General features: G+C 35.8%; 15 protein-coding genes. 6 read left to right on the forward strand and 9 right to left on the reverse strand.

The window, feature by feature from the left end:
- Positions 1–146: 146 nt before the first annotated feature.
- The 4 genes from FJ651_RS07030 to FJ651_RS07045 are packed head-to-tail and all read right to left on the reverse strand — an operon-like array spanning position 147 to position 5,297.
- Positions 147–1,100: an AAA family ATPase gene (locus FJ651_RS07030; protein ID WP_140989777.1), complete on the reverse strand. Its 954-nt coding sequence runs from the start codon at positions 1,098–1,100 to the stop codon at positions 147–149.
- A gap of 9 nt (positions 1,101–1,109) precedes the next feature.
- Positions 1,110–2,525, reverse strand: a complete 1,416-nt coding sequence (locus tag FJ651_RS07035; RefSeq protein WP_246085329.1) for a peptidylprolyl isomerase — start codon at positions 2,523–2,525, stop codon at positions 1,110–1,112.
- On the reverse strand, positions 2,503–3,360 hold the full coding sequence (locus FJ651_RS07040) for a peptidylprolyl isomerase (RefSeq protein WP_246085330.1): 858 nt from the start codon (positions 3,358–3,360) through the stop codon (positions 2,503–2,505). Before FJ651_RS07040 ends, FJ651_RS07035 begins: the two co-directional genes overlap by 23 nt.
- A gap of 2 nt (positions 3,361–3,362) precedes the next feature.
- On the reverse strand, positions 3,363–5,297 hold the full coding sequence (locus FJ651_RS07045) for a peptidylprolyl isomerase (RefSeq protein WP_140989780.1): 1,935 nt from the start codon (positions 5,295–5,297) through the stop codon (positions 3,363–3,365).
- A gap of 206 nt (positions 5,298–5,503) precedes the next feature.
- Here FJ651_RS07045 and FJ651_RS07050 point away from each other — a divergent pair, with 206 nt between their 5' ends.
- The 3 genes from FJ651_RS07050 to FJ651_RS07060 are packed head-to-tail and all read left to right on the forward strand — an operon-like array spanning position 5,504 to position 7,171.
- Complete coding sequence (locus FJ651_RS07050) at positions 5,504–6,427, forward strand: T9SS type A sorting domain-containing protein (RefSeq protein WP_140989782.1); 924 nt, start codon at positions 5,504–5,506, stop codon at positions 6,425–6,427.
- Between the two features lie 56 nt (positions 6,428–6,483).
- Entirely contained in the window at positions 6,484–6,945 is a 462-nt protein-coding gene (locus tag FJ651_RS07055) for an SRPBCC family protein (RefSeq protein ID WP_140989783.1), read from the forward strand.
- Positions 6,932–7,171, forward strand: coding sequence for a hypothetical protein (locus FJ651_RS07060; RefSeq protein WP_140989784.1), 240 nt, complete (start codon positions 6,932–6,934; stop codon positions 7,169–7,171). The genes FJ651_RS07055 and FJ651_RS07060 overlap by 14 nt, the downstream gene beginning before the upstream one ends.
- Here FJ651_RS07060 and FJ651_RS07065 read toward each other — a convergent pair.
- The 3 genes from FJ651_RS07065 to crtD are packed head-to-tail and all read right to left on the reverse strand — an operon-like array spanning position 7,168 to position 10,432.
- On the reverse strand, positions 7,168–8,307 hold the full coding sequence (locus tag FJ651_RS07065; RefSeq protein WP_140989785.1) for a lycopene cyclase family protein: 1,140 nt from the start codon (positions 8,305–8,307) through the stop codon (positions 7,168–7,170). The two genes, FJ651_RS07060 and FJ651_RS07065, sit on opposite strands and share 4 nt — an antisense overlap.
- A complete protein-coding gene (locus FJ651_RS07070) occupies positions 8,308–8,943 on the reverse strand; it encodes a carotenoid biosynthesis protein (RefSeq protein WP_140989786.1) in 636 nt (211 codons plus the stop codon).
- A 1-nt stretch (position 8,944) separates the two neighbouring features.
- Complete coding sequence (gene crtD / locus FJ651_RS07075; protein WP_140989787.1) at positions 8,945–10,432, reverse strand: 1-hydroxycarotenoid 3,4-desaturase CrtD; 1,488 nt, start codon at positions 10,430–10,432, stop codon at positions 8,945–8,947.
- Between the two features lie 201 nt (positions 10,433–10,633).
- On the opposite strand from crtD, the gene FJ651_RS07080 reads away from it, so the two are divergent.
- Together FJ651_RS07080 and FJ651_RS07085 are read left to right on the forward strand one after the other, a co-directional pair.
- Complete coding sequence (locus FJ651_RS07080) at positions 10,634–12,241, forward strand: family 16 glycosylhydrolase (protein ID WP_140989788.1); 1,608 nt, start codon at positions 10,634–10,636, stop codon at positions 12,239–12,241.
- Positions 12,242–12,349: 108 nt separating this feature from the next.
- A complete protein-coding gene (locus tag FJ651_RS07085; RefSeq protein WP_140989789.1) occupies positions 12,350–15,298 on the forward strand; it encodes an AsmA-like C-terminal region-containing protein in 2,949 nt (982 codons plus the stop codon).
- Here FJ651_RS07085 and guaB read toward each other — a convergent pair whose 3' ends face one another.
- Complete coding sequence (gene guaB, locus FJ651_RS07090; RefSeq protein WP_140989791.1) at positions 15,299–16,771, reverse strand: IMP dehydrogenase; 1,473 nt, start codon at positions 16,769–16,771, stop codon at positions 15,299–15,301.
- Positions 16,772–16,999: 228 nt separating this feature from the next.
- On the opposite strand from guaB, the gene FJ651_RS07095 reads away from it, so the two are divergent.
- On the forward strand, positions 17,000–19,231 hold the full coding sequence (locus FJ651_RS07095) for a TonB-dependent receptor family protein (RefSeq protein ID WP_140989792.1): 2,232 nt from the start codon (positions 17,000–17,002) through the stop codon (positions 19,229–19,231).
- Positions 19,232–19,405: 174 nt separating this feature from the next.
- On the opposite strand, the gene FJ651_RS07100 is transcribed toward FJ651_RS07095, so the two are convergent.
- Positions 19,406–20,848 (reverse strand): TlpA family protein disulfide reductase, encoded by a 1,443-nt coding sequence (locus FJ651_RS07100; protein WP_140989793.1) that lies wholly within the window; start codon positions 20,846–20,848, stop codon positions 19,406–19,408.
- Positions 20,849–20,893: the final 45 nt, after the last annotated feature.

A 20,893-nucleotide genomic window follows, 5' to 3' on the forward strand; every position in this document is an offset into this window, starting at 1 on the left:
TCAAGTGATTTTAAGTTTTATCGTATTTTTTTAATTATTTCTTAACTTTTAAATACGATAATTTATAAATTCATAAAATTTGAATCATAAATTGAATATATGTTAATGGCATTAAAAACGTGTTTAAAGTCTTGGATAGATTTATATTAAAACAAGCTTTCAATAATCGCATCATCGGTGATGCCTTCAGCTTCGGCTTTATAATTTTTAATCACCCTGTGTCTGAGGACACTTTTTGAAACTGCCCGGATGTTTTCGATATCAGGAGAAAACTTCCCATTAATAGCGGCATGCGTTTTGGCCGCCAGCACCAGGTTTTGAGAAGCTCTTGGCCCTGCTCCCCAGTCAATGTATGCTTTTACCAAATCTGTTTTATAAGGAGATCCCGGCCTTGTTTTATTGACCATTTTTACGGCGTATTCTATAACATTATCTGCCACGGGTATACGACGAATCACATTTTGAAAATCTATGATTTCCTGAGCATTAAACAAAGAATTTACAGTAGCCTGAACGTCGGTTGTAGTACTTTTTACCACTTCCACTTCTTCTTCAAAGCTCGGGTATTCTAAATTAATGGCAAACATAAATCTATCGAGCTGAGCTTCGGGAAGTGGATACGTGCCTTCTTGTTCTATAGGGTTTTGAGTAGCCAGCACAAAGTAAGGCTTTTCAAGACTGTAACGATGTCCGGCAACAGTTACAGCTCTTTCTTGCATTGCTTCCAGTAAGGCTGCCTGAGTTTTTGGCGGGGTTCTGTTAATTTCGTCGGCCAGAATGATGTTGGCAAAAATTGGGCCTTTAATAAATTTGAAATGTCTATTTTCATCTAAAATTTCACTCCCAAGAATATCACTAGGCATTAAATCGGGCGTAAATTGAATTCGCTTAAAATCAAGCCCCAATGCTTGGGCAATAGTGTTTACCATTAAGGTTTTTGCCAAACCCGGAACACCAATTAACAAAGCATGACCGCCGGAAAAAATGGAAATTAGAATTTGATCAACAACATCATCTTGGCCGATGATTACTTTTGAAATCTCCTTTTTTAATTCTTTATATTTTTTTACAAAATGCTCTATTGCTGCTACGTCGGACATGGTGTTGGATTAGTTTTTAAGCCAGTTTCCTGAAAATTGACACTTGCGGTGCTCACCGTTGATTTTAATATAGGTGTCTTTTATTTTTTGGTCTTGCCATTTTGAAACGGTCTCCAATTGTTTTTCCTGAAGCGCCAATCGTTTAATTTTCAAATAATCGCGCGAGAAATCGGCTTCGTGTTCATCAGTCCGGTTGGTGACTTTTAAGATCTTGAATTTTATGGCATTAACCCTGTCTTCGTCTTGAAGTATCGGACTTACCTCATCGTCTTTTAAGTCTTGAATCTCTGTATACATTTGAGTATCCATTCGGGTAAGTTCAAAATTAAAATCCTGAGTCATCGGATTGATTAGTCTACCGCCTTCGAATTTGGTTTCAACTTCGTCGCTATACTTTAAAGCTGCCTCGGCAAAGGTAAGTTCTCCACTAACAATTTTATCCCGCGCTGCCTGAAGTTTTTCGCGAGCTGCCTGAATGGCCGATGGTGTTACTTTTGGCCTCAATAAAATATGTCTCACGTCAATTTCTTGTCCGCGTTCCTTCTCCTTATAAATGATGTGATAGCCAAACTCCGTTTTAAAGGGTTCTGAAATTTCTCCTTCTTGAAGGGAAAATGCCACATCTCTGAACTCTTTTACCATTTGCGGTCTTTTACGATTAAGTGTGTATTTACCACCGGTTCTTTTCGAGGCAATATCGTCTGTATAAAGCACCACTTTAGATGTAAAACTAGCACCATCTTCTTCAACATCTTTTTTAAATTGGCTAAGTTGGTCGATAACCTTATCAATTTCTTCTTGTGTAACCTCAGGAATAACCACAATTTGCGCTACTTGAAGTTCTGTACCAAAAATAGGCTTTTCGTCTAGGTCGTTGAAAAACTGCCTTACTTCTTCGGGAGTAACTTCAATTTCTTCTACAATTTTGTTTTGCATCTCGGTAACCAACTGCATGTTTTTATTGAGTTCTACCATTTCTTCGCGCAGTTCGTCTTCAGTACTTTTGTTATAGAATTTTAAAAGTTCGTCTAAAGTACCACCCGATTGGGCTAAAAACCCATCAATTTGTTGCTCTACCCTTCCACGTATTTCCAATTCATTCACCAAAATACTATCCTGAATGGCATGGTGCGCATAAAGCTTGTCTTCAAGTAATTTACCAAATAACTCACATCTGGAAAAATCTTTAACCTGACCACCCGCAGCCTTGATTTGTGCGTATTCTTTGTCAATATCTGAATCAAGTAGTACGTATTCACCAACAACTGCCGCAACACCGTCAATTTTTCTGCGCTTTGTATTGTCGATGGTATCTTTAGCAATTTCTTTTGGTTTATCTTCAATAATTTCTTGTGCACTCAGCATATTGAGGCCTGAAAACACCATAATCAAAGCTAATATGCTATTGATTGTTATAAATTTCAAATTTTTTGTTACTGTTAGCATCTTGAATAATGTCTTTTTCTAATTGTTTTATAAGTTCGAGTTTACGTCTGTTAACAACAATTTGATTTACAGTTGGTAACACATATTCTAAAGGTGCATAATCGTTTGGGAACAGCACTTCATTAACATGCACCAAATATAGGTCTAATGAATCTGTGAGTTGTATGAAATTAGTTTTTTTTAACAATTGATTTTTGTTGAGGCTTCCTGTAATTGGCACCTTTTCAATTAACTGGCTGTACCGAATCCAAATGGAGTCGTTTAATGAATAAGATTTAAACTGCACAGAAATTGAATCTAAATGTCGCTTGTCTTCGGATGTGAAAGATTTAAATTTATTGGTAATATCTTTGGCATCATTGGCGTTCTGAGCGATTTTAATGTAACGAAGTTTTAATAATTCTTCATTTAATTTGAACGACTCTTTATTGCTTTCATAAACTTCTTTTAATTCTTCAGGATTAGTGTTATCATTGATGTTTTGTTTCACCAAAGCATCTAAATAGGCCTTAGTATAAAGATCAGATTTGTATTGAACTACCAGTTTATTGAATTCTTGTTGTGTTTTGTCGGGTAAATTTCGTTCGGCTCCCGAAAGCAGTAAAAGTTGCAAAGCCCATTTATTTATATAATTATTAACCAATACCAGACTGTCGTCTTTTGACACACCCTCAGGAACTACGCCAACCAAGTCTTCTTTGTATAAAAAGTTTTCGTTAACTCTTGCCACCGGATTACCGGGTGATGCCGGTTTAAAAAAATCGCAGGAAGATAAAGAAAGAACCAGGAATAATATGCCGATGTTTTTAATCAATACTATTTTAATTGAGATTTTACCTTTTTAAGAATCTTTTCATTCACTTCTACCGGAAAGCGGGATTTTAGTTCCACAAGCCAGTTTGTTTCAATTTCATTTTGATAATCGTTGACCACTTTTCCACGAGCTTCTTCAAGTGATTGGATAGTTGAAGGAATTACCTCATTAATTAAAACCACATGATAGGCATCGTTATGACTGTAAATTTTTGAAACACCTTGACTGAATTCTAAATCAACGGGTAATATATCGTTATCTTTCTGATAGATGCCCTTGGTAAAAATAATCTTTTGATTATTGTTATTCATTTTGGTATTGATATCGTCTAAAGCTACACTTTCATTAAGCATTTTTTGAACCTGTTCTGCATCGGCTTTACTGGCTGAACTTGCCATAACCATATCTATTCTATCGTTCCAAATGTATGTTGCTTTGTTTTTGTTGTAGTAATTTTCTAATCCAACCGAATCTTTCGCGGCTTTATTCCAGACTTCTTTTTCCATCAAATCAAATAGAAGCAAACCATCTCTATATTCGGTTAAGATAGCCGCATATTCTTCGTTAGTATATTCTAAATAGGTCTCGTGATAAGTAGTGATGGTATTATTTACAAAATTTTTATATTCGGTTTCAACAATAAAATCAAACCCGGTATTTTTCCCAACATAGTTTTTCTGACTTGCTTCTAAAAAGAGTGCAAAATCTTTATTGGTGTAGGCAATACTGTCAATTTTTAAAGCGATTCCTTCTTTAAGATCTTCAGGAATACGCCATGTTCTATTAAAGAATTCTGCAGATAAAATACTTTGAAAATAAGGTTTAATTTCAGGATAGGTTTTGATCTGGTACTTTGCCATAAGCTTTTTAACCAAAGCCTCGTTGATTAATTTTGATCTGGAATCGCGTTGTATTCTATTTTGAATTTCGGACTTTAATTCATCCAAAGATTCTAATGGCTTTTTATCAATTAATTTCACAATATGCCAACCAAATTGTGTTTTAAAAGGTTTTGAAACTTCATTCTTTTCGGTTAAGTAAAAGGCCACATCTTCAAACTCGAGAGCACTTAACTGACCGCCTTTAAAAGGCATTAGTACGCCACCTTTATTTGCCGAACTTTTATCGTCTGAAAACTGTTTTGCTAAAGACTCGAAGCTTTCCCCTTGCTGGAATTTTCTGTAGATTTCATTAATACGCTGCTCAGTATCGATGTCTTTATCGGTTTGATTGAGTGATACCATGATATGTGCTACCGTAACTTCTCCTCGAGACGGTCTTTTATCCTTGACATGCACAATATGATAACCAAATTGTGTTCTAAACGGTTGTGAAATCTCACCTACCGGAGTTTCATAAGCCACGGTTTCAAAATCGTAAACCATTTTAAAAGCCGAAAAATAGCCCAATTCTTCACCGTAAATTTGTTGTCCGTCGTGCACTAAGGCTCTTACATTATCAAAACCTTCTTCTAGCGCGCGTTTTCTAAATTCCTTAATTTTGTTGTATGCAATTGTAGAGTCTTTTTCGGTTGCATCAATTCTAACCAAAATGTGAGAAGCGTTGATATCGAAAGACAATCTTTCGTAAGCTTCCTTTACCAATTCATCGGTAACCTCGGCGTCTGATATATAGTTTTTTAAAAGTTGTTTTTTGTAAGATTCAAACTCTCTTTTATAGGTTGCTTCTTCATCAAATTTTAAGCGTCTTGCCTCTTTTAATTTGAGCTGATAATTAATGTAAAGATCGAGATAGTTATCGATATCTTTTTGCGACTCGTCTTTAACCAGATCAAGATTTTTGTTATAAACGCGAATAAACTCGGTTGCAGTTATTGGGGTATTTTCAACAGTAAAAAGGATTTCGGTGTTTTGCTTTTGTCCCAAAACCCAAATTGAAACTAATAAAAACAAAACTATCATTAAATTTTTCAACATATCATCAACTTTTAAATGCAAGCAAAAATAACATAATTACGCTATTAAGACAACACACTATTTTAACTTGAGTTAAGAACAACACAAGCTATCATTTATTGTCTTATGCCAGATAATCTTGACAACTTTTTAACACGCAAACGTTTTCGTCATATACTTATAAGCTAAATCTTGAATTTTTGGTTATTTTTATAAAAACTTACTATATGATGAAAAAACTACTTTTCTTACTTACAGTTAATTTAACCTTTGCTGCAGCTTCACTGTTAGCTCAAACTAACTACAACGGAAACGGAAATGGAGGGTTTGGAGAACCTGTTGGTGGTAGTAATATGACTATTAACGACAATGGTACCACCGTTACATTAACCTTTAACAAAGGTATTGGCGACTTTAACGACGATATGGTCATTTACATTGACAGCAAAACGGGTGGTTTTAGCTCTACGGTTAATTTTGCCGATCCTGATTCTGGAGACAGGCTGCGCAGAGCGATAACAGGAGCCGGTATTTTTGATGGCGGCACACGCTCGGTGGTGAATTTTCCCGCAGGGTTTGAAGCTGATTACGCTATCGCTGTGAATACAGGCTTTGGCGGATTGTGGGAGCTTATCGAAAACGGAGCATTCCCTTTTATTACCGGAGTTGGAAATCCCGCAAATCCAACAGATACAAGTTTTGTAATGAGCTTTAACAAAGAAGACATTGGTATTGCTCCTGGAGATAATGTCGCCTTTAATTTTGTAATAACTTATATGAATGCCTTTGGAGGCAACGGCGTTTTTAGGTCGGATGAAGGTTATGGAGCCGGCTTACCATCAGGAAATCCCGGTACAGATGATGTTACCTTTACTTCGTTTGAAATTTACGATGCTAGCTTATCAATTAACGCCAATCAAATTAATAAATTAACTGCACGTTTTTTAAATAATGAGCTAAACATTTCAGGAGTCAATACTTCAGCTAATCTTGAATTATATAATTTACTGGGCCAAAGTGTTGTCAAGTTAAAAAACATAGCTATTAACAACCAATTAACTATAGGCAACCTCGATCTTATTAAAGGGGTTTATTTGCTGAAAATTTCAATTGCAAACAGTTCAAAGACTATTAAATTAGTCAATCAATAACCACAAACAAAGCACCGTCAAATAATCACACTAACTTTCGGTGCTTTTATTTTTTTATGAATTTTATTGCTGAAATAGAAATTGATTTACCACGTGCCGAAGTATTGCACAAGCTTATAAATACCGACAATTATCAACACTGGCAAGAGGGCTTTCGTTCCGCCGAACATATCTCAGGAGACATTGGTCAATTTGGCGCTAAAATGAAATTGATTTACAAATTTGGAAGCAAACAAAAAATCTGGATTGAGACCATCACCAAAAGGGATTTACCGTTTCAACTGCATGCGAATTACAGCAATAACGGACTTATAAATTTTCAGCGTAACTACTTTAACGAAAACAGTGAAGGTGTTACCAAATGGATTTCTAAAAACGAATTTATTCCTACCAACTTTAAAATGCGCCTGATTATTATTTTTATGCCCGGTGTTTTCAAAAAACAAATTCTGAAACAAATGAAAAATTTTAAGAAATTTGCAGAAGAAAATCAATCTTTGCTGAATGCAACAAATTAAATTTATCTGGGATTTTAGAGGTCCGAATGGCGCACAAATAGCCAACCACCATTTAATTCATTTAAAAGAATTTATTTTTAAAGAACAACTCGATATCGAAATTTTCGGGGTGGAATCTGTCAACGAAATGCATCATATGGCATTTATGGTGGTGCCGGAAGCCCTTATGAAATCTCTGCGCGATACCCTAAAACCGCATCGCGGACAGATTTACTCAGAAAACTAAAACATCCGCTTCAACAAAGCCTTTACAAATCTCAATGGAGGCACCGCAGTAATAATTCTTAAATCTTCTGATAAATTAGATTCTTCATCTAAAAACTTAAGAATAGTTTTGATGTTTGTTTTTTTAAATAAACTTGAAAATAATTTGGCACCATCGCCATTATGTTTGGCCAAAACATCTAATAATAGCAAGTCGTAAAACCAAAATTTTGTAAGCCTTGTGAACCTAGATAAGTCTTGGTTACCCTTTAAATAAGACACCACTGCTTGCGTTTTCTTGGTAGTATTCATAAAGGTATAACCGGTACTGGCCTTGGTCCAGCCGCCGGCGGTGCCAATGTGTAAAACATTCTTGGTGTTATTCTTCCAGAATTTAAAGGAAGTCATAGGTATCGCACCATGCTCTGTCTCTGTTATTTGGTAATTTTCAATACCTTTTTGTTTTAAATAGTCTTTTATGGCATTTTCATAATCTTGCTTTGGCAGCAAATCTTTTGAAAAAAGAGTGTATTCAAATAAAGCTTCGGTTTTTGAGGTTGGCAACACATACATAAAACGGGTATTGCCATTTTGTGGAATTTCAAAATCCATAAAAGTGGCGACATTGTCATTAAACACCTCGGTATCGCATTTCACAAACCAACCTATAAAATGTTGTTGCAATAATGGAAATTTCTGTTGCGTCTTAAATGACTCATCAAAAAGAATGCTGTTGAACAACTTATTACAAATAACCTCACCTTCAGAAGTTTCTACTGTAACAAAATCGTTCATTTCAGTAAAACCATGCACCTTTGCGCTTAAAAATTGAATGTTCGGTTTACTTTCGATAACTTCCCACAGATACCTGTAAAATTTGGCACTTCTTATCATCTTATACTGATAAGGCGCTATGTTAATTTCTTCAGAATAATAATCGCTTCCAAAGTAAATGTGATTCCATGATTTAAATATCAAATCATCCCATTCGCCATTCTCCTGCTCCCAAAAACACCAGGTACGATTGTTCGTGAGGTTTTTTTCCTTATCGATGATTAAAATAGACTTATCATCAAAAAAAGTATCCTGTGCCATTCGGTAAGCTAGCATAAGCCCGGAGGCTCCGGCACCGGTAATGATATAATCTGTTTTCTTCATCTAAAAAATTAAAAAGGCGCTAAAAAACACTAAAATAGATATATAAATATGCCGGGATAGCGTTCGATTTGTTTTAATGTTGAATTTCTGATATGCCAAGTGTGCCAAAAAAGCCGTACCCAACCAGCCCAAATAATTTTGCAAAGGTACAATACCGTTTTCAAACTCCCAGTAATCAAATCGTGGTGCCGAGACCTCTATAATCACGTCTAAACCGGTCATCAACGCTGCACCTGTGAAAGCCGAAACCCAAATATTTTTAAAAAACTGCTTCGCTATATCAGCTGTTATAGCTGTTAATACTGCCCAATTGATACATATTAATAAAGGAACACCAAATACCTTAAAGCCTAGATTGTTGCCATAGGTATAATTACCATATACCAAACCGAAATTAACGCCTAAAGCTTCGGTAACAAAACCCAGAAAAAAGGGGATGCTCAATGCTGCAAAAACTTTCAGGTTTATTTCCTGAATATTTACAAACATAATAGTGAAGGTCAATAGTAAATTTAGTGGCGTTAACGATAAAAACCATTCAGCATTTGGAGAACTTATACCAATAATACCGGATATGGTAAATAACCAGATTAAAAAAATGCTCAGCCAAAGCTTGTATTTGGGTTGCCAGGTCATATTAATGAGAGATTTCTATAAGTTCTGAAACAATTTTTCCTGAGAGCAAACACAGCGGAATTCCGCCGCCGGGATGTACGCTACCGCCGCAGAAATACAAATTTTTAATACTTCTTTTAAAGTTGGGATGTCTTAAAAACGCGGCAAATTTATTGTTTGAAGATGCCCCGTAAAGTGCGCCCTGGTAACTTTGTGTTTTAGACTCAATACCTCTTGGGTCTAATACAAACTCATATTCAATAAGCGCCTCGATATCTTTATGCAGCAACCTACTTAATTTTTTGATGACATTGGTTCTGGCCGATTCAATTATACTGTCCCAATTCTGACCGGTATTACTAGGCACGTTGATCATGGTAAACCAGTTTTCGCATCCATCGGGCGCATCGGTTGGTTCGTCTTTACTGGTAATGTTAATGTAAACTGTTGGGTCGTGATGGACGGTTTTTTTATTGAAAATATAGTCGAATTCGGTCTTATAATCTTCAGAAAAGAAGATGTTGTGCAAATCCAAATTCTCAAAGCTGTGTTTAATACCCCAATAAAAAATCAAAGCCGAACTGCTTCGTGGTTGTGCTAATGTTTTTTCGGGTGCCTTGTGCTTGGGTAGTAATTTTCGATAGGTTGGTACTACATCGGCATTAGAGACTACTATATCAAAAGGCAAAGTTTTGTTCTTTACCTTAATGCCCACTGCCCTATTTCTATCAGTAATAATTTCTTCAACTTTGGATTCAAAATAAAATTCAACACCTAGTTCCTTTGCCAGGTTGTACATACTCATGGTTATTTGATGCATGCCGCCTTTGGGGAAATAGGTGCCAAAATGTTGCTCTAAGTGCGGAATCATTGACATAATACCTGGTGTTAGATATGGGCTGGAACCATTGTAGGTAGCAAACCTATTGAATAACTGCACCAGTTTGGGTTCTTTAATCAACTTTTCATTGACTTCATTTAAGGTAGAATTAATATCTAAAACCGATAGATTAAAAATGGCTTTAATAGTTTGAGAGTTGAGATAGGTTGAAAATTGATGCAGTGATTTTTCAAGGAACAAACCGGCTGTTAAATCGTATTTGGTTTTACTGCGTTCAAAATAATCGAGCACTACCTTTTTATCTACATTAAATACAGCCTCGGCTTCGGCAGCAAAATCCTCCGGTTTGGCATGTGCAGTAAAAGTTGTGCCATCTTCAAAGAAATAATTACAGACAACGTCCTTTCTGATGTAATCAAAATAATCTTTAGAATTTCTGCCTGTTATTTCGAATAGTTCTTCAACAAATTGCGGCATGGTAAACAACGAGGGGCCCATGTCAAAACGGTAGCCTTTGCCTTCAAAAGCAGTAAGTTTTCCGCCGGGATAATTATTAGCCTCAAAAACGCTTACCTTATAACCTTTTGATTGCAAACGTATAGCAGCCGAAATTCCTGCAATTCCGGCACCAATTACGGCCACTTTCTTAACATTATTGTTCTCTTTCATAGAAAAACGAAGATACTATATTCTAAAAAATTTAATTAGTTTGTAAGTATTAAAACTTTCTAAATAAAATGAAGCATTATTGAGCGTAATTTGATAAGAAATTTTTCTTAAAATATCATAAACTTTTTATTGTATAGCTTTTGTATAGGTCATTTCCTTTTTCAACACAGAGATTATCGGTATCTTGAAGAAATTTTTTTTATGAAAAGACTCATTTCTGCCATACTATTCCTTTTTACATTTGCTATTACAACTAATTCTCAAACAGTTGAAGACGATTTTGAAGGAAATGGCACCATTAACACATGGTTTGGAGACGATTGCGACATTGATGTAAACTTTCTAAATCCGTGGCAAGAAGGTATCAATACCTCCAACACGGTTTTACTATATAGCGATACCGGCGGTCAATATGCCAATGTAAGATTTGACGTGATGGCTAATTTTAATTTGTCTGTTAATCAAACATTTTCCTTTAAAATTTATGTGCCATCATTTGGAATTACAGGAAATCAGCCAAATCAGGTGTCGCTAAAACTTCAAGACAGATTTTTAAGTGCGCCATGGAGCACACAAAGTGAAATTGTAAAACCAATTGTTTTAGACCAATGGCAAGAGGTGAGTTTTAATTTTTCAACAGACGATTATATTAATCTAGACTCCGGGTCTGCACCACCAACCGAAAGAACTGATTTTAACAGAGTTCTCATTCAGTTAAATGGTGAAAATAACAGCGACCGCGTTACTGCCTATATTGACGATGTGCTTTACGATGGCGAAATTGAAATTCCGGTTGAACCAAATTTTGACTACCTTGTTTGGAACGACGAATTTGATGGCTCGGGTGCTATTGATACTTCAAAATGGTTTCATCAAACATTGCTGCCTAACGGGCAAAGCTGGTACAATAATGAAATTCAACACTATACCAACAGAACAGAAAACACCTATGTAAGTGATGGTACCATGAAACTGGTCGCCAAAAAAGAAACGTTTACAGACCAAGGTGTTACAAAACAATATACCTCAGCAAGATTAAACTCCAAATTTGCATTTACCTATGGCAAAGTCGAAGTTAGAGCCAAACTACCAACAGGCATTGGCACTTGGCCAGCCATATGGACCTTAGGCAAAAACATTACAGAACCAGGAGGCTACTGGACCAATGATTTTGGCACAACCTCATGGCCTGCATGCGGAGAAATTGATATTATGGAACACTGGGGAGACAATCAAAACTTTGTACAAAGCGCTATGCATACGCCTTCAAGCTTCGGCGGCACCATCAATAAGGGCGGGCAGATGATTCCAACCGCTTCTACAGAATTTCATTTATATACACTAGTGTGGACAGAAGAAAAAATGACCTTTAGCGTTGATGGAAATGTACATTATGTTTACAATCCGGAAATTAAAAATGCTGACACTTGGCCATTTGATGCCGATCAATACCTGTTATTAAACTTCGCCATTCAGCCCAGTATTGATCCTAATTTTACCGAAGATGCCATGGAAATTGATTACGTGCGTATTTATCAAGAAGCACCACTTTCGGTTAGTGATGAACATAAGCGTAATAAATTATCTGTTTATCCTAATCCTGCTGTAAATATTTTAACCTTACGAGTTAACGACGAGTTCATAAATTCTAAGGCAGAAGTTTATAACATACTCGGGCAAAAAATAATAGAATGGACTATGGATAAAACTCAAAAAGACATTGACATTTCTCAGTTAAAAAACGGCGTTTATTTCTTGCGTATTGAAAATAATGAGGGTTTTATTACAGAAAAAATAGTTAAGAAATAGATTCAAATACCTTATTAACAGAAATTACATAAAATTCGCAAAATATTAACCTGAAACCTCCGAGTTTTATCCCTTCTTTAGTAATTTTAAGCTCTCTAACCCAAGACAATGCAGCTTATAAAGAATTCAGCTAATAAAAAGTGGATCAAAATAATAGGTAAACTTTTTGCAAGTATCGCAGTGGTGGTATTACTTTTTATGTGGTTGGTACCAAAAATTTTCGCAGATGATATCAGCACCATCATCAGAAATCAGGCCAATCAATCACTCACCACTAAATTCGACTTTTCGTCATCAGAACTGTCGTTTTTTAAACATTTTCCGTCTTTAACATTTTCGTTTTACGAGTCTAAGCTTGACGCTTCGGCACCATTTGAAAACGACACCTTATTTTACGCCAAAGAACTATATTTCAAAATAAATGTTTTAAAACTCGTTTTCTCAAATCAGGTTAAAATAAAAGGTATTGTAGCAACCGAGGCCGACATAAATTTAATGATAGACCAAACAGGTAACAGCAATTATCAGATTTACAAAACCAGCACCGATACCATTGCTGATGCCAATAAAGCATTATTTTTAGAAGTCGACCTATTTGAGATTCAAAATAGTAAACTCCATTTTAACGACCTGTCATCAAAAATAAATTTTAGTGCTGATAATTTTAATTTTAAAGGAGATGGCAGTTTACTCACAGCCGATGTCTATCTCAACACAGCCGTTAAAGCTCAAAATTTCGAATTCCTATACGACGGAATGAGATATTTTTTTGAAAAAGATTTGAATGCAAAAGTAAAAACACGCTTTAATACAGATGAACTATCGTTTAAATTTGAAAATAATAAAATAAAAATCAATAAATTACCCTTAAACTTTGAAGGTGAATTCAAGTTACTACCCGATGGTTATGAGGTTGATTTTTTAGCCGACTTCAGTAACACTCAAATTGCGAATGTACTGAGTGCCTTCCCTCCAAAATACAATATTTGGATGCAGGAAACAAAGGTAAAAGGAACCGCAAGTGCAGAGATGGTCTTCAAAGGTCGTAGCAGTAAACTCAATAACCTAAATCCTGATTTCTCGCTAAAGTTAAAATTAGAAAATGGAGAAATAGACTGCAGCTACACCAAAGAATTTATTGAAGATATCTTAATAGATGGTTCGTTTTTTATACCACAACTTAATTTATCGATGGCCAATTACGATATACAAAAATTCTATTTTAAAGTAGATGAAGACTATTTACAAGGCACCTATTTAGAAAAAAATAACGGCAAAGAAAAATTGGTAAATGCTGACATTAAGGGTAAAATTAATTTAAAAAATATTTCGAATGCTCTGGGAATTGAGAATTTGGTGATGGATGGTAATCTTAACGTAGCTATCACATCTAACGGTTATTACAATCCTGAAGAATTAAAATTCCCAAAAACCGAAGCCTATTTTAAAATAGAAAATGGTTTGATACAATCGCCTTACTATCCCAATCCCATTAGTAATTTAAATGCTGATGTAAAACTTAACAATGGCGCCGGTACTTTTAGTGATGCGAGTTTGATTATAGAAAATTTGAATTTCTTATTTGAAAACGAACCTTTTACAGCCAATGCCCGTTTTATTAATTTTGACGATGTTGATTATAATATGGCTGCAAATGGCACATTTAATTTAAACAGATTTTATAAACTTTTGGGCGCTTCGGTGAACAACCTTGACGGACTAATCATAGCAGATTTGAGTCTTAAAGGTAAGCAGAGCGATTTCTCGTCCGGTAATTATAACCTTCTTTCTCACAGTGGTAGCCTTAAGTTTGAAAACATTAATGCGAAGGTTAATAATTACCCTAAAGATTTTTTAATTGAATACGGTGAGCTCCTATTCAATAATAATTATACGGCTTTCAACAACTTTAAAACAAGCTACGGTACATCAGATTTATTACTAAACGGAAATTTTAACAACCTACTTTCGTATATGTTCAACAGCAAGGAAAATCTGGCCGGAAACCTTACCATTAGTTCTGACTTTTTTAATTTAAATGAGTTTGTGCCAAGTTTTTCATTTAAAGAAAGTGAGCAATATAATCCAATTTATGTAGATACCAATTCGGTTGAGCAGTACGGGGTTTTAAAACTTCCAAAGCGGGTAAATATAGAAACCCAATTAAATGCAGCACACATACTATACGATTCTATCAATGTTTATAAAGTGTCATCAAAAGTTTTACTAAAAGACGAAACCTTAATACTACAGCAATCGAACTTAAAACTTATTGATGCTACAGCAACCATATCGGGTAATTACAAAGCCATTGATAAAAACAAAGCTGTATTCGACTTCAATTTAACAGTTGACGATTTTGATATCAATCGGGCTTACAAAGAATTGCCTCTATTTAGAGAAATGGTCTCGGCCGCGGCCTACACCGAAGGTATTGCTAAATTAGACTATCAACTGTCGGGTATTTTAGATGGTGAGATGAAGCCCATTTTTCCATCGTTGGCAGGTTCAGGAACTTTAAATATTAAAAATGCTACCATCAAAGGTTATAAATTACTCGGAACCGTTTCTAAATCAACACAAACCGACGCATTTGAATCACCCGACTTAAAAGAAGTAGTTATTCCCACCACTATTAAAGACAATATTTTAACCATTGACAGGTTTAGAATTAAATCGAAGGGATTTAGACTTCGTACGGAAGGTGAAACGAGTTTAGACGGCGATTTGAATTTAAAAATGCGCATAGGTTTACCACCTTTCGGAATTATAGGAATACCCATAAAAGTAACAGGAACCAGCGAAGAACCCAATATTTCATTAGGAAGAAAATCGCCCGATTTAGAAACAATTTCTTATGAGGATTACCTAGAAATGGAAAGAGACAGTATGATGACTAAAGAATTAGACAGTCTTCAAATTAAGGAACTCAACACTAAATTCTCAAAAGAATTAGAGCGAGACCAATCCAAAACAACCGATAGTTTGTTAATTGATGTTGAAAAACTTCAGGTTAAATCAACCGACAGCCTACTAAAAGCGCAAAAGAACAATTAACTATCTAGAGTAATTAGGCGATTCTTTGGTAATGGTTACGTTATGCGGGTGACTTTCGTTAATGCCGCTCGCCGTAATTTTTACAAATTGTCCGGTTTCCTGGAGTGTTGCAACGTCTTTAGCTCCGCAATAACCCATTCCTGCACGTAATCCGCCAACAAATTGATGGATACTTTCAAACAATTCGCCTTTGTACGGTACACGACCAACAATACCTTCGGGCACTAATTTTTTTATATCGTCTTCTACATCCTGAAAATAGCGGTCTTTACTTCCTTCTTTCATAGCTTCAACAGATCCCATTCCGCGGTAAGATTTAAACTTTCGGCCTTCGTAAATAATAGTTTCACCCGGACTTTCTTTGGTACCGGCCAGCAATGAGCCGAGCATGACACAATCGGCGCCGGCTGCAATGGCCTTTGGAATATCGCCTGTGTATCTAATACCGCCATCGGCGATTACAGGAACACCGCTGCCCTTTATAGCAGCAGCAACCTCGAGCACTGCCGAAAACTGCGGAAATCCAACACCGGCAACCACACGGGTTGTACAAATAGATCCCGGACCAATACCAACCTTTACAGCATCGGCTCCGGCTTCAACCAAATATTTGGCAGCAGCCGCCGTGGCAATATTTCCTACAATAACTTCTAATTCAGGAAAATGCTTTTTAATTTCTTTTAAAACAGATACTACGCCTTTGGTATGGCCATGAGCGGTATCGATAACTACAGCATCAACTCCGGCTTTAACCAAAGCATCTGCTCTCTCTAAAGCATCGGGAGTTACCCCAATGGCAGCTGCAACCCTCAATCTGCCATAGGTATCTTTATTAGCAATAGGTTTTTGGGTGACTTTTGTAATATCTCTAAAAGTAATGAGTCCGGCTAATTTATAATGATCATCAACAATCAGTAATTTTTCAATTTTATTTTCCTGAAGAATACTTTCAGCATCTTTTAAAGAAGTTCCAACAGGGGCAGTTACCAAATTGTCTTTGGTCATGACTTCTATGATAGGTCTGGAATTTTCGTGTTCAAAACGCAAATCGCGGTTGGTGACGATACCTTTTAAGGTGCCATGATCATCAACAATAGGAATACCACCAATACTGTATTCGGCCATATTGCGTTTGGCATCTAAAACAGTAGCCGTTAACGGTAAGGTTACCGGATCGATGATCATACCGCTTTCGGCACGCTTCACCTTTCTAACTTTAGCTGCCTGGTCTTCGATACTCATATTTTTATGTAATACACCAATACCCCCTTCACGCGCCATGGCAATGGCCATTTTACTTTCGGTTACGGTATCCATTGCAGCAGAGACAATTGGTACGTTTATGCCAATATTTCGGGTGAATTTCGAAGTAATATCAACCTCTCTTGGTAGTATTTCGGAGTAAGCCGGGACTAATAAAACATCGTCGTAAGTTAGACCTTCGCCCAGAATTTTTTGTTGATGCGCTATCATGTGCAATTTCTTTGAATTGCATGCAAAGATACTTCTTTTTTTGAATGTATAAATGGGCAACGAAATTTTAAAAAATCGGTAATAAACGGTCTTCGGCTTAGTAAAAAGTTAAAACACAAACACCTATCACTTTTAATTTTTATTTATTCTAAATAAGCTTTGAAATATAAATATAACACTCTAAATTTGCCGCCTTAAATCAGTTTTGTTTTTAATCAATCTAAATAAATGAAATATTTACTTGCTGTTGCGACCATATTATTTAGCGCACCGATTTTCTCACAAACCACCCAAGAATCAGAAAAAAAAGCCACAGATAGCATTCAAAAATTAGATCAGGTAATCTTAAATGCCAACGTAATGTTTGGTAATAAATACGTGGCAAAAAACAGGACAGGTTCTTCTTATTATTTATCGCCCGAAGAGTTAAAAAAATTCAATTATACCGATATTAACAGAGCCTTGCGTTCGGTACCGGGTGTTACTTTTTATGAGGAAGACGGTTTTGGTTTAAGACCTAACATTAGTTTAAGAGGTACCTCACCCGAACGCAGTGCCAAAATAACCGTGATGGAAGATGGCGTTTTAATTGCACCTGCACCATACAGCGCGCCTGCAGCTTACTATTTTCCAAATGTAGGCAGAATGCAAGCGGTTGAAATTTTAAAAGGTAGCAGTCAAATTCAATACGGACCATACACTACCGGTGGCGCTATTAACTTGGTTTCGGCTCAAATCCCCAATAAATTTCAGGGAGAAATTCGCGGTAGCTACGGGAGTTTTAACACCTCGCAATTACATGCACGTGTTGGCGATAGTAAAGAAACCATTGGCTATATGGTTGAGTTTTTAAACTTTAATTCCGATGGCTTTAAAAATTTACCTTCTGGCGCCAACACCGGATTTAACCGAAATGATGTAGTAGCCAAATTTAGAGTGAACAGTAAAAAAGAAGCCAAATTACAGCAATCGCTGGAGGCCAAATTTCAATATTCCGACGAAGATTCAGATGAAACCTATTTAGGACTTACCCAGGAAGATTTTGACCGTTCGCCATTTGATAGATACGCAGGTTCGCAAATTGACAACATTACCACCGAAAATGTTCATTTTATGTTAACGCACACACTAAATTTATCAAAAGATATGCGTTTAACTACTCAGGCTTATCACAACCGTTTTGCCAGAAACTGGTACAAACTTAACGATGTAGCTGCCAACGGTCAAAAAGTAGGCATTGCCAATATTTTGGACAATCCCGCAGACTTTCCAACGCATATGGCAATTATTAGAGGTGAAGACGATTCAGCAGATGACGCTTTTTTTATTAGAGCCAACAATCGTGTCTATTATGCCCAGGGTATTCAATCTAAATTTGACTGGCACTTTTATGGCGACCAAACCTTTCACGATATTGAAATTGGTGTTAGATATCATTACGACCAAGAAGACCGCTTTCAATGGGATGACCGTTATAACATGATTAATGGCGTTATGAATTTAACTTTTGATGCCGTTGAGGGTTCAGGCGCCAACCGAATTAGCAGTGCCGGTGCTTTGGCTGCCTTCGCCATGTACAAGTTTAAATACAAAAACTTGACCGTTACACCCGGTTTGAGATATGAAAACATATTACTAAGTCGTTTAGATTTTGGAAGCAATAACCCAGAAAGAAATCCAGGAACCGGCTCAGAACGCGATAACCGCGTAGATGTCTGGATTCCGGGTATTGGATTTAATTACAATATTAAAGAAGACTTATCAATTTTTGGAGGTGTTCATAAAGGATTTTCACCTCCCGGCAACGAACCCGGCCAACAACCCGAAAAAAGTGTGAACTACGAATTAGGCTCAAGATTTACTTTTGGGGCATTTCGCGGTGAAGTGATTGGTTTTTACAACGATTACAGCAATCTGTTAGGAAGTGACTTGGCAGCCAGTGGTGGCGTTGGTACGTTGGACCAATTTAATGCCGGTGCTGTAAGAGTGAACGGTTTAGAACTGTTACTTAATTACGATGTGTTACAAAATAACTCAAAACTTTCTATGCCCATCAGTTTTGGTTACACTTTTACCAACACCGAGTTTCTAAGCGATTTTGCCAGCAGTGTTGGTATTTGGGGCGATGTTAATGTTGGTGACGAAATGCCATACATTCCAAAACATCAGTTTAATGCTATGATTGGTCTTGAACACCAAAAATTTGAAATCACTTTAAGCGGTCGTTATAACGGCGAATTTAGAACTGTGGCAGGTACCGGAAGCATTCCTCAAAATGAAAGGGTTGATGCCAACTTTATTATAGATTTTGCCGCCAAATACCATCTGGCCAAGCAACTGAGTTTAACCACAACGGTAATTAATTTATTAGACGAAACTTATGCTGTGGCCCGCGTTCCGGCAGGTCTTAGACCCGGACATCCGTTTGGAGTTTACGGCGGATTAGAATTTAGATTTTAAAAAAAGTGAATTTTGTTTAAGTTGATTCATTTTTAAGTGGAAGGGTTTGTTATTTGGTTAGCAAGCCCTTTTTTATTATATCTAAAGGACAACTTTTACTTGTTAACTTCAGGCTATAGTTTATCATTTCTAGACAAGCCAATAATTACCAATAACCTCCTTAAATAACATTTTTTATTTTGTCAATACCTTTTCAAGCTCAGTTAAATTACTAGGTCTCGGGGCATTATTTGTTAAAATGTTCCCGTTTTCATCAATTATTAAATACTGTGGAATACTTACGTAGCCTTTTACAAGAGAATAATTTTGTTCAAAATTTTGGAAGAAATCCAGACTTGCTAACATATGCAAACCACTCAAATTATAATATTTAATATCGTCCTTCCATTTATTTTCAACTTCGGGTTTATCTAAAGAAATATAAAGCTTTTTATAACCATTAGCTTTTAAAAGCACATCTAAGTCTTCATTAAATTTGAACTCTCTCTTACACGGTGCACACCAAGTGGCCCAAACATCCACGTAATATTTATCGCCTTTAAGTATATTCAAAAGCTCTGTCATTGTTGCAACATCTTTTCCGTCAATAAATTGGATGTTGTCTGCTAAATTTCCCGAAATTTTTTCATGATAGTCTTCTACTTTTTGGATTTCAGGTGAAAGATATTTAGTGTAAGGGCTTGTGGGATATCTTTCTTTATAATTTTTAAAAACCTTTATTAAGCTTTTTTCAAAATTATTTTGCTTTGTGGTATTCATTAAAAAGTTCGCTGTGACAATTTCTGCAATTTTGGAGTTTTCATATTCGTTTATTACGTTGTATTGGTAAGGAATCCATTGATCATTTTTATACCAAGTTTGAACTGAATCTATTGTGATTGAATTATTAGCTCGTAATTTATACAAGGGCTTTTGAAGCAAAATATTATCTGCTAAATCCAACCAGCTGCTAGGTTTGTAATCAATATTCAATGGATATTTTTTTTCTATTGTATTTGAAAGCTCTAATAAATCTTTGTTTATAGGAAAGTTTTGATGTTGTTTACTCAAAATAATTTGAATAGTTCTTGATGCGTAGAAATAGTTGATGTCCTCTTTTAAAATATTTTCAAATCTTTCATCAATTTGGTTTTTGTCTACAAGTTTTTGTATTTCATTTAATTCGTCATCCTGCTGCACTTTTATCTTGTTTGTTATCTGATAAGGTGTTGAATCAGTTTGATATTTATTGAACTCACTCACATCGAAATAAGGCCTTTTTATTTTATTTAGAAACTCCATTCCGGCACTGTTGTTTCCCTTGAAAACATAAGATGAATCAGTATATTCAACTTCAATTTTAGTATTTGGCAATAAAATGGATTTTAAACTTTCTTCTCCAACTTTAATAACTATGTACTCCGGTATTTCAATTTCTTTTTTAAATATAAACTCTTTATTTTCATTAGGATAAATAGTATCATTTTTCATATCCCAAATATAAACACCCTCTTTAGGGTTTCTTACTACCACATATTCAATTTGATCTGATTTTATGCTGATCTCTGAATCTCTATTTTCGTTTTCAGAACAAGAGGATAATAAAATAAAGACGAGTAGGTAAAGTATTTTTTTCATGTATGCTTTCTTAGTTTAATCTAGTCAAATTGTATGCTAATTCTT

This window comes from Paucihalobacter ruber, from assembly GCF_006494535.1.
Taxonomy (GTDB): Bacteria; Bacteroidota; Bacteroidia; order Flavobacteriales; family Flavobacteriaceae; genus Paucihalobacter; species Paucihalobacter ruber.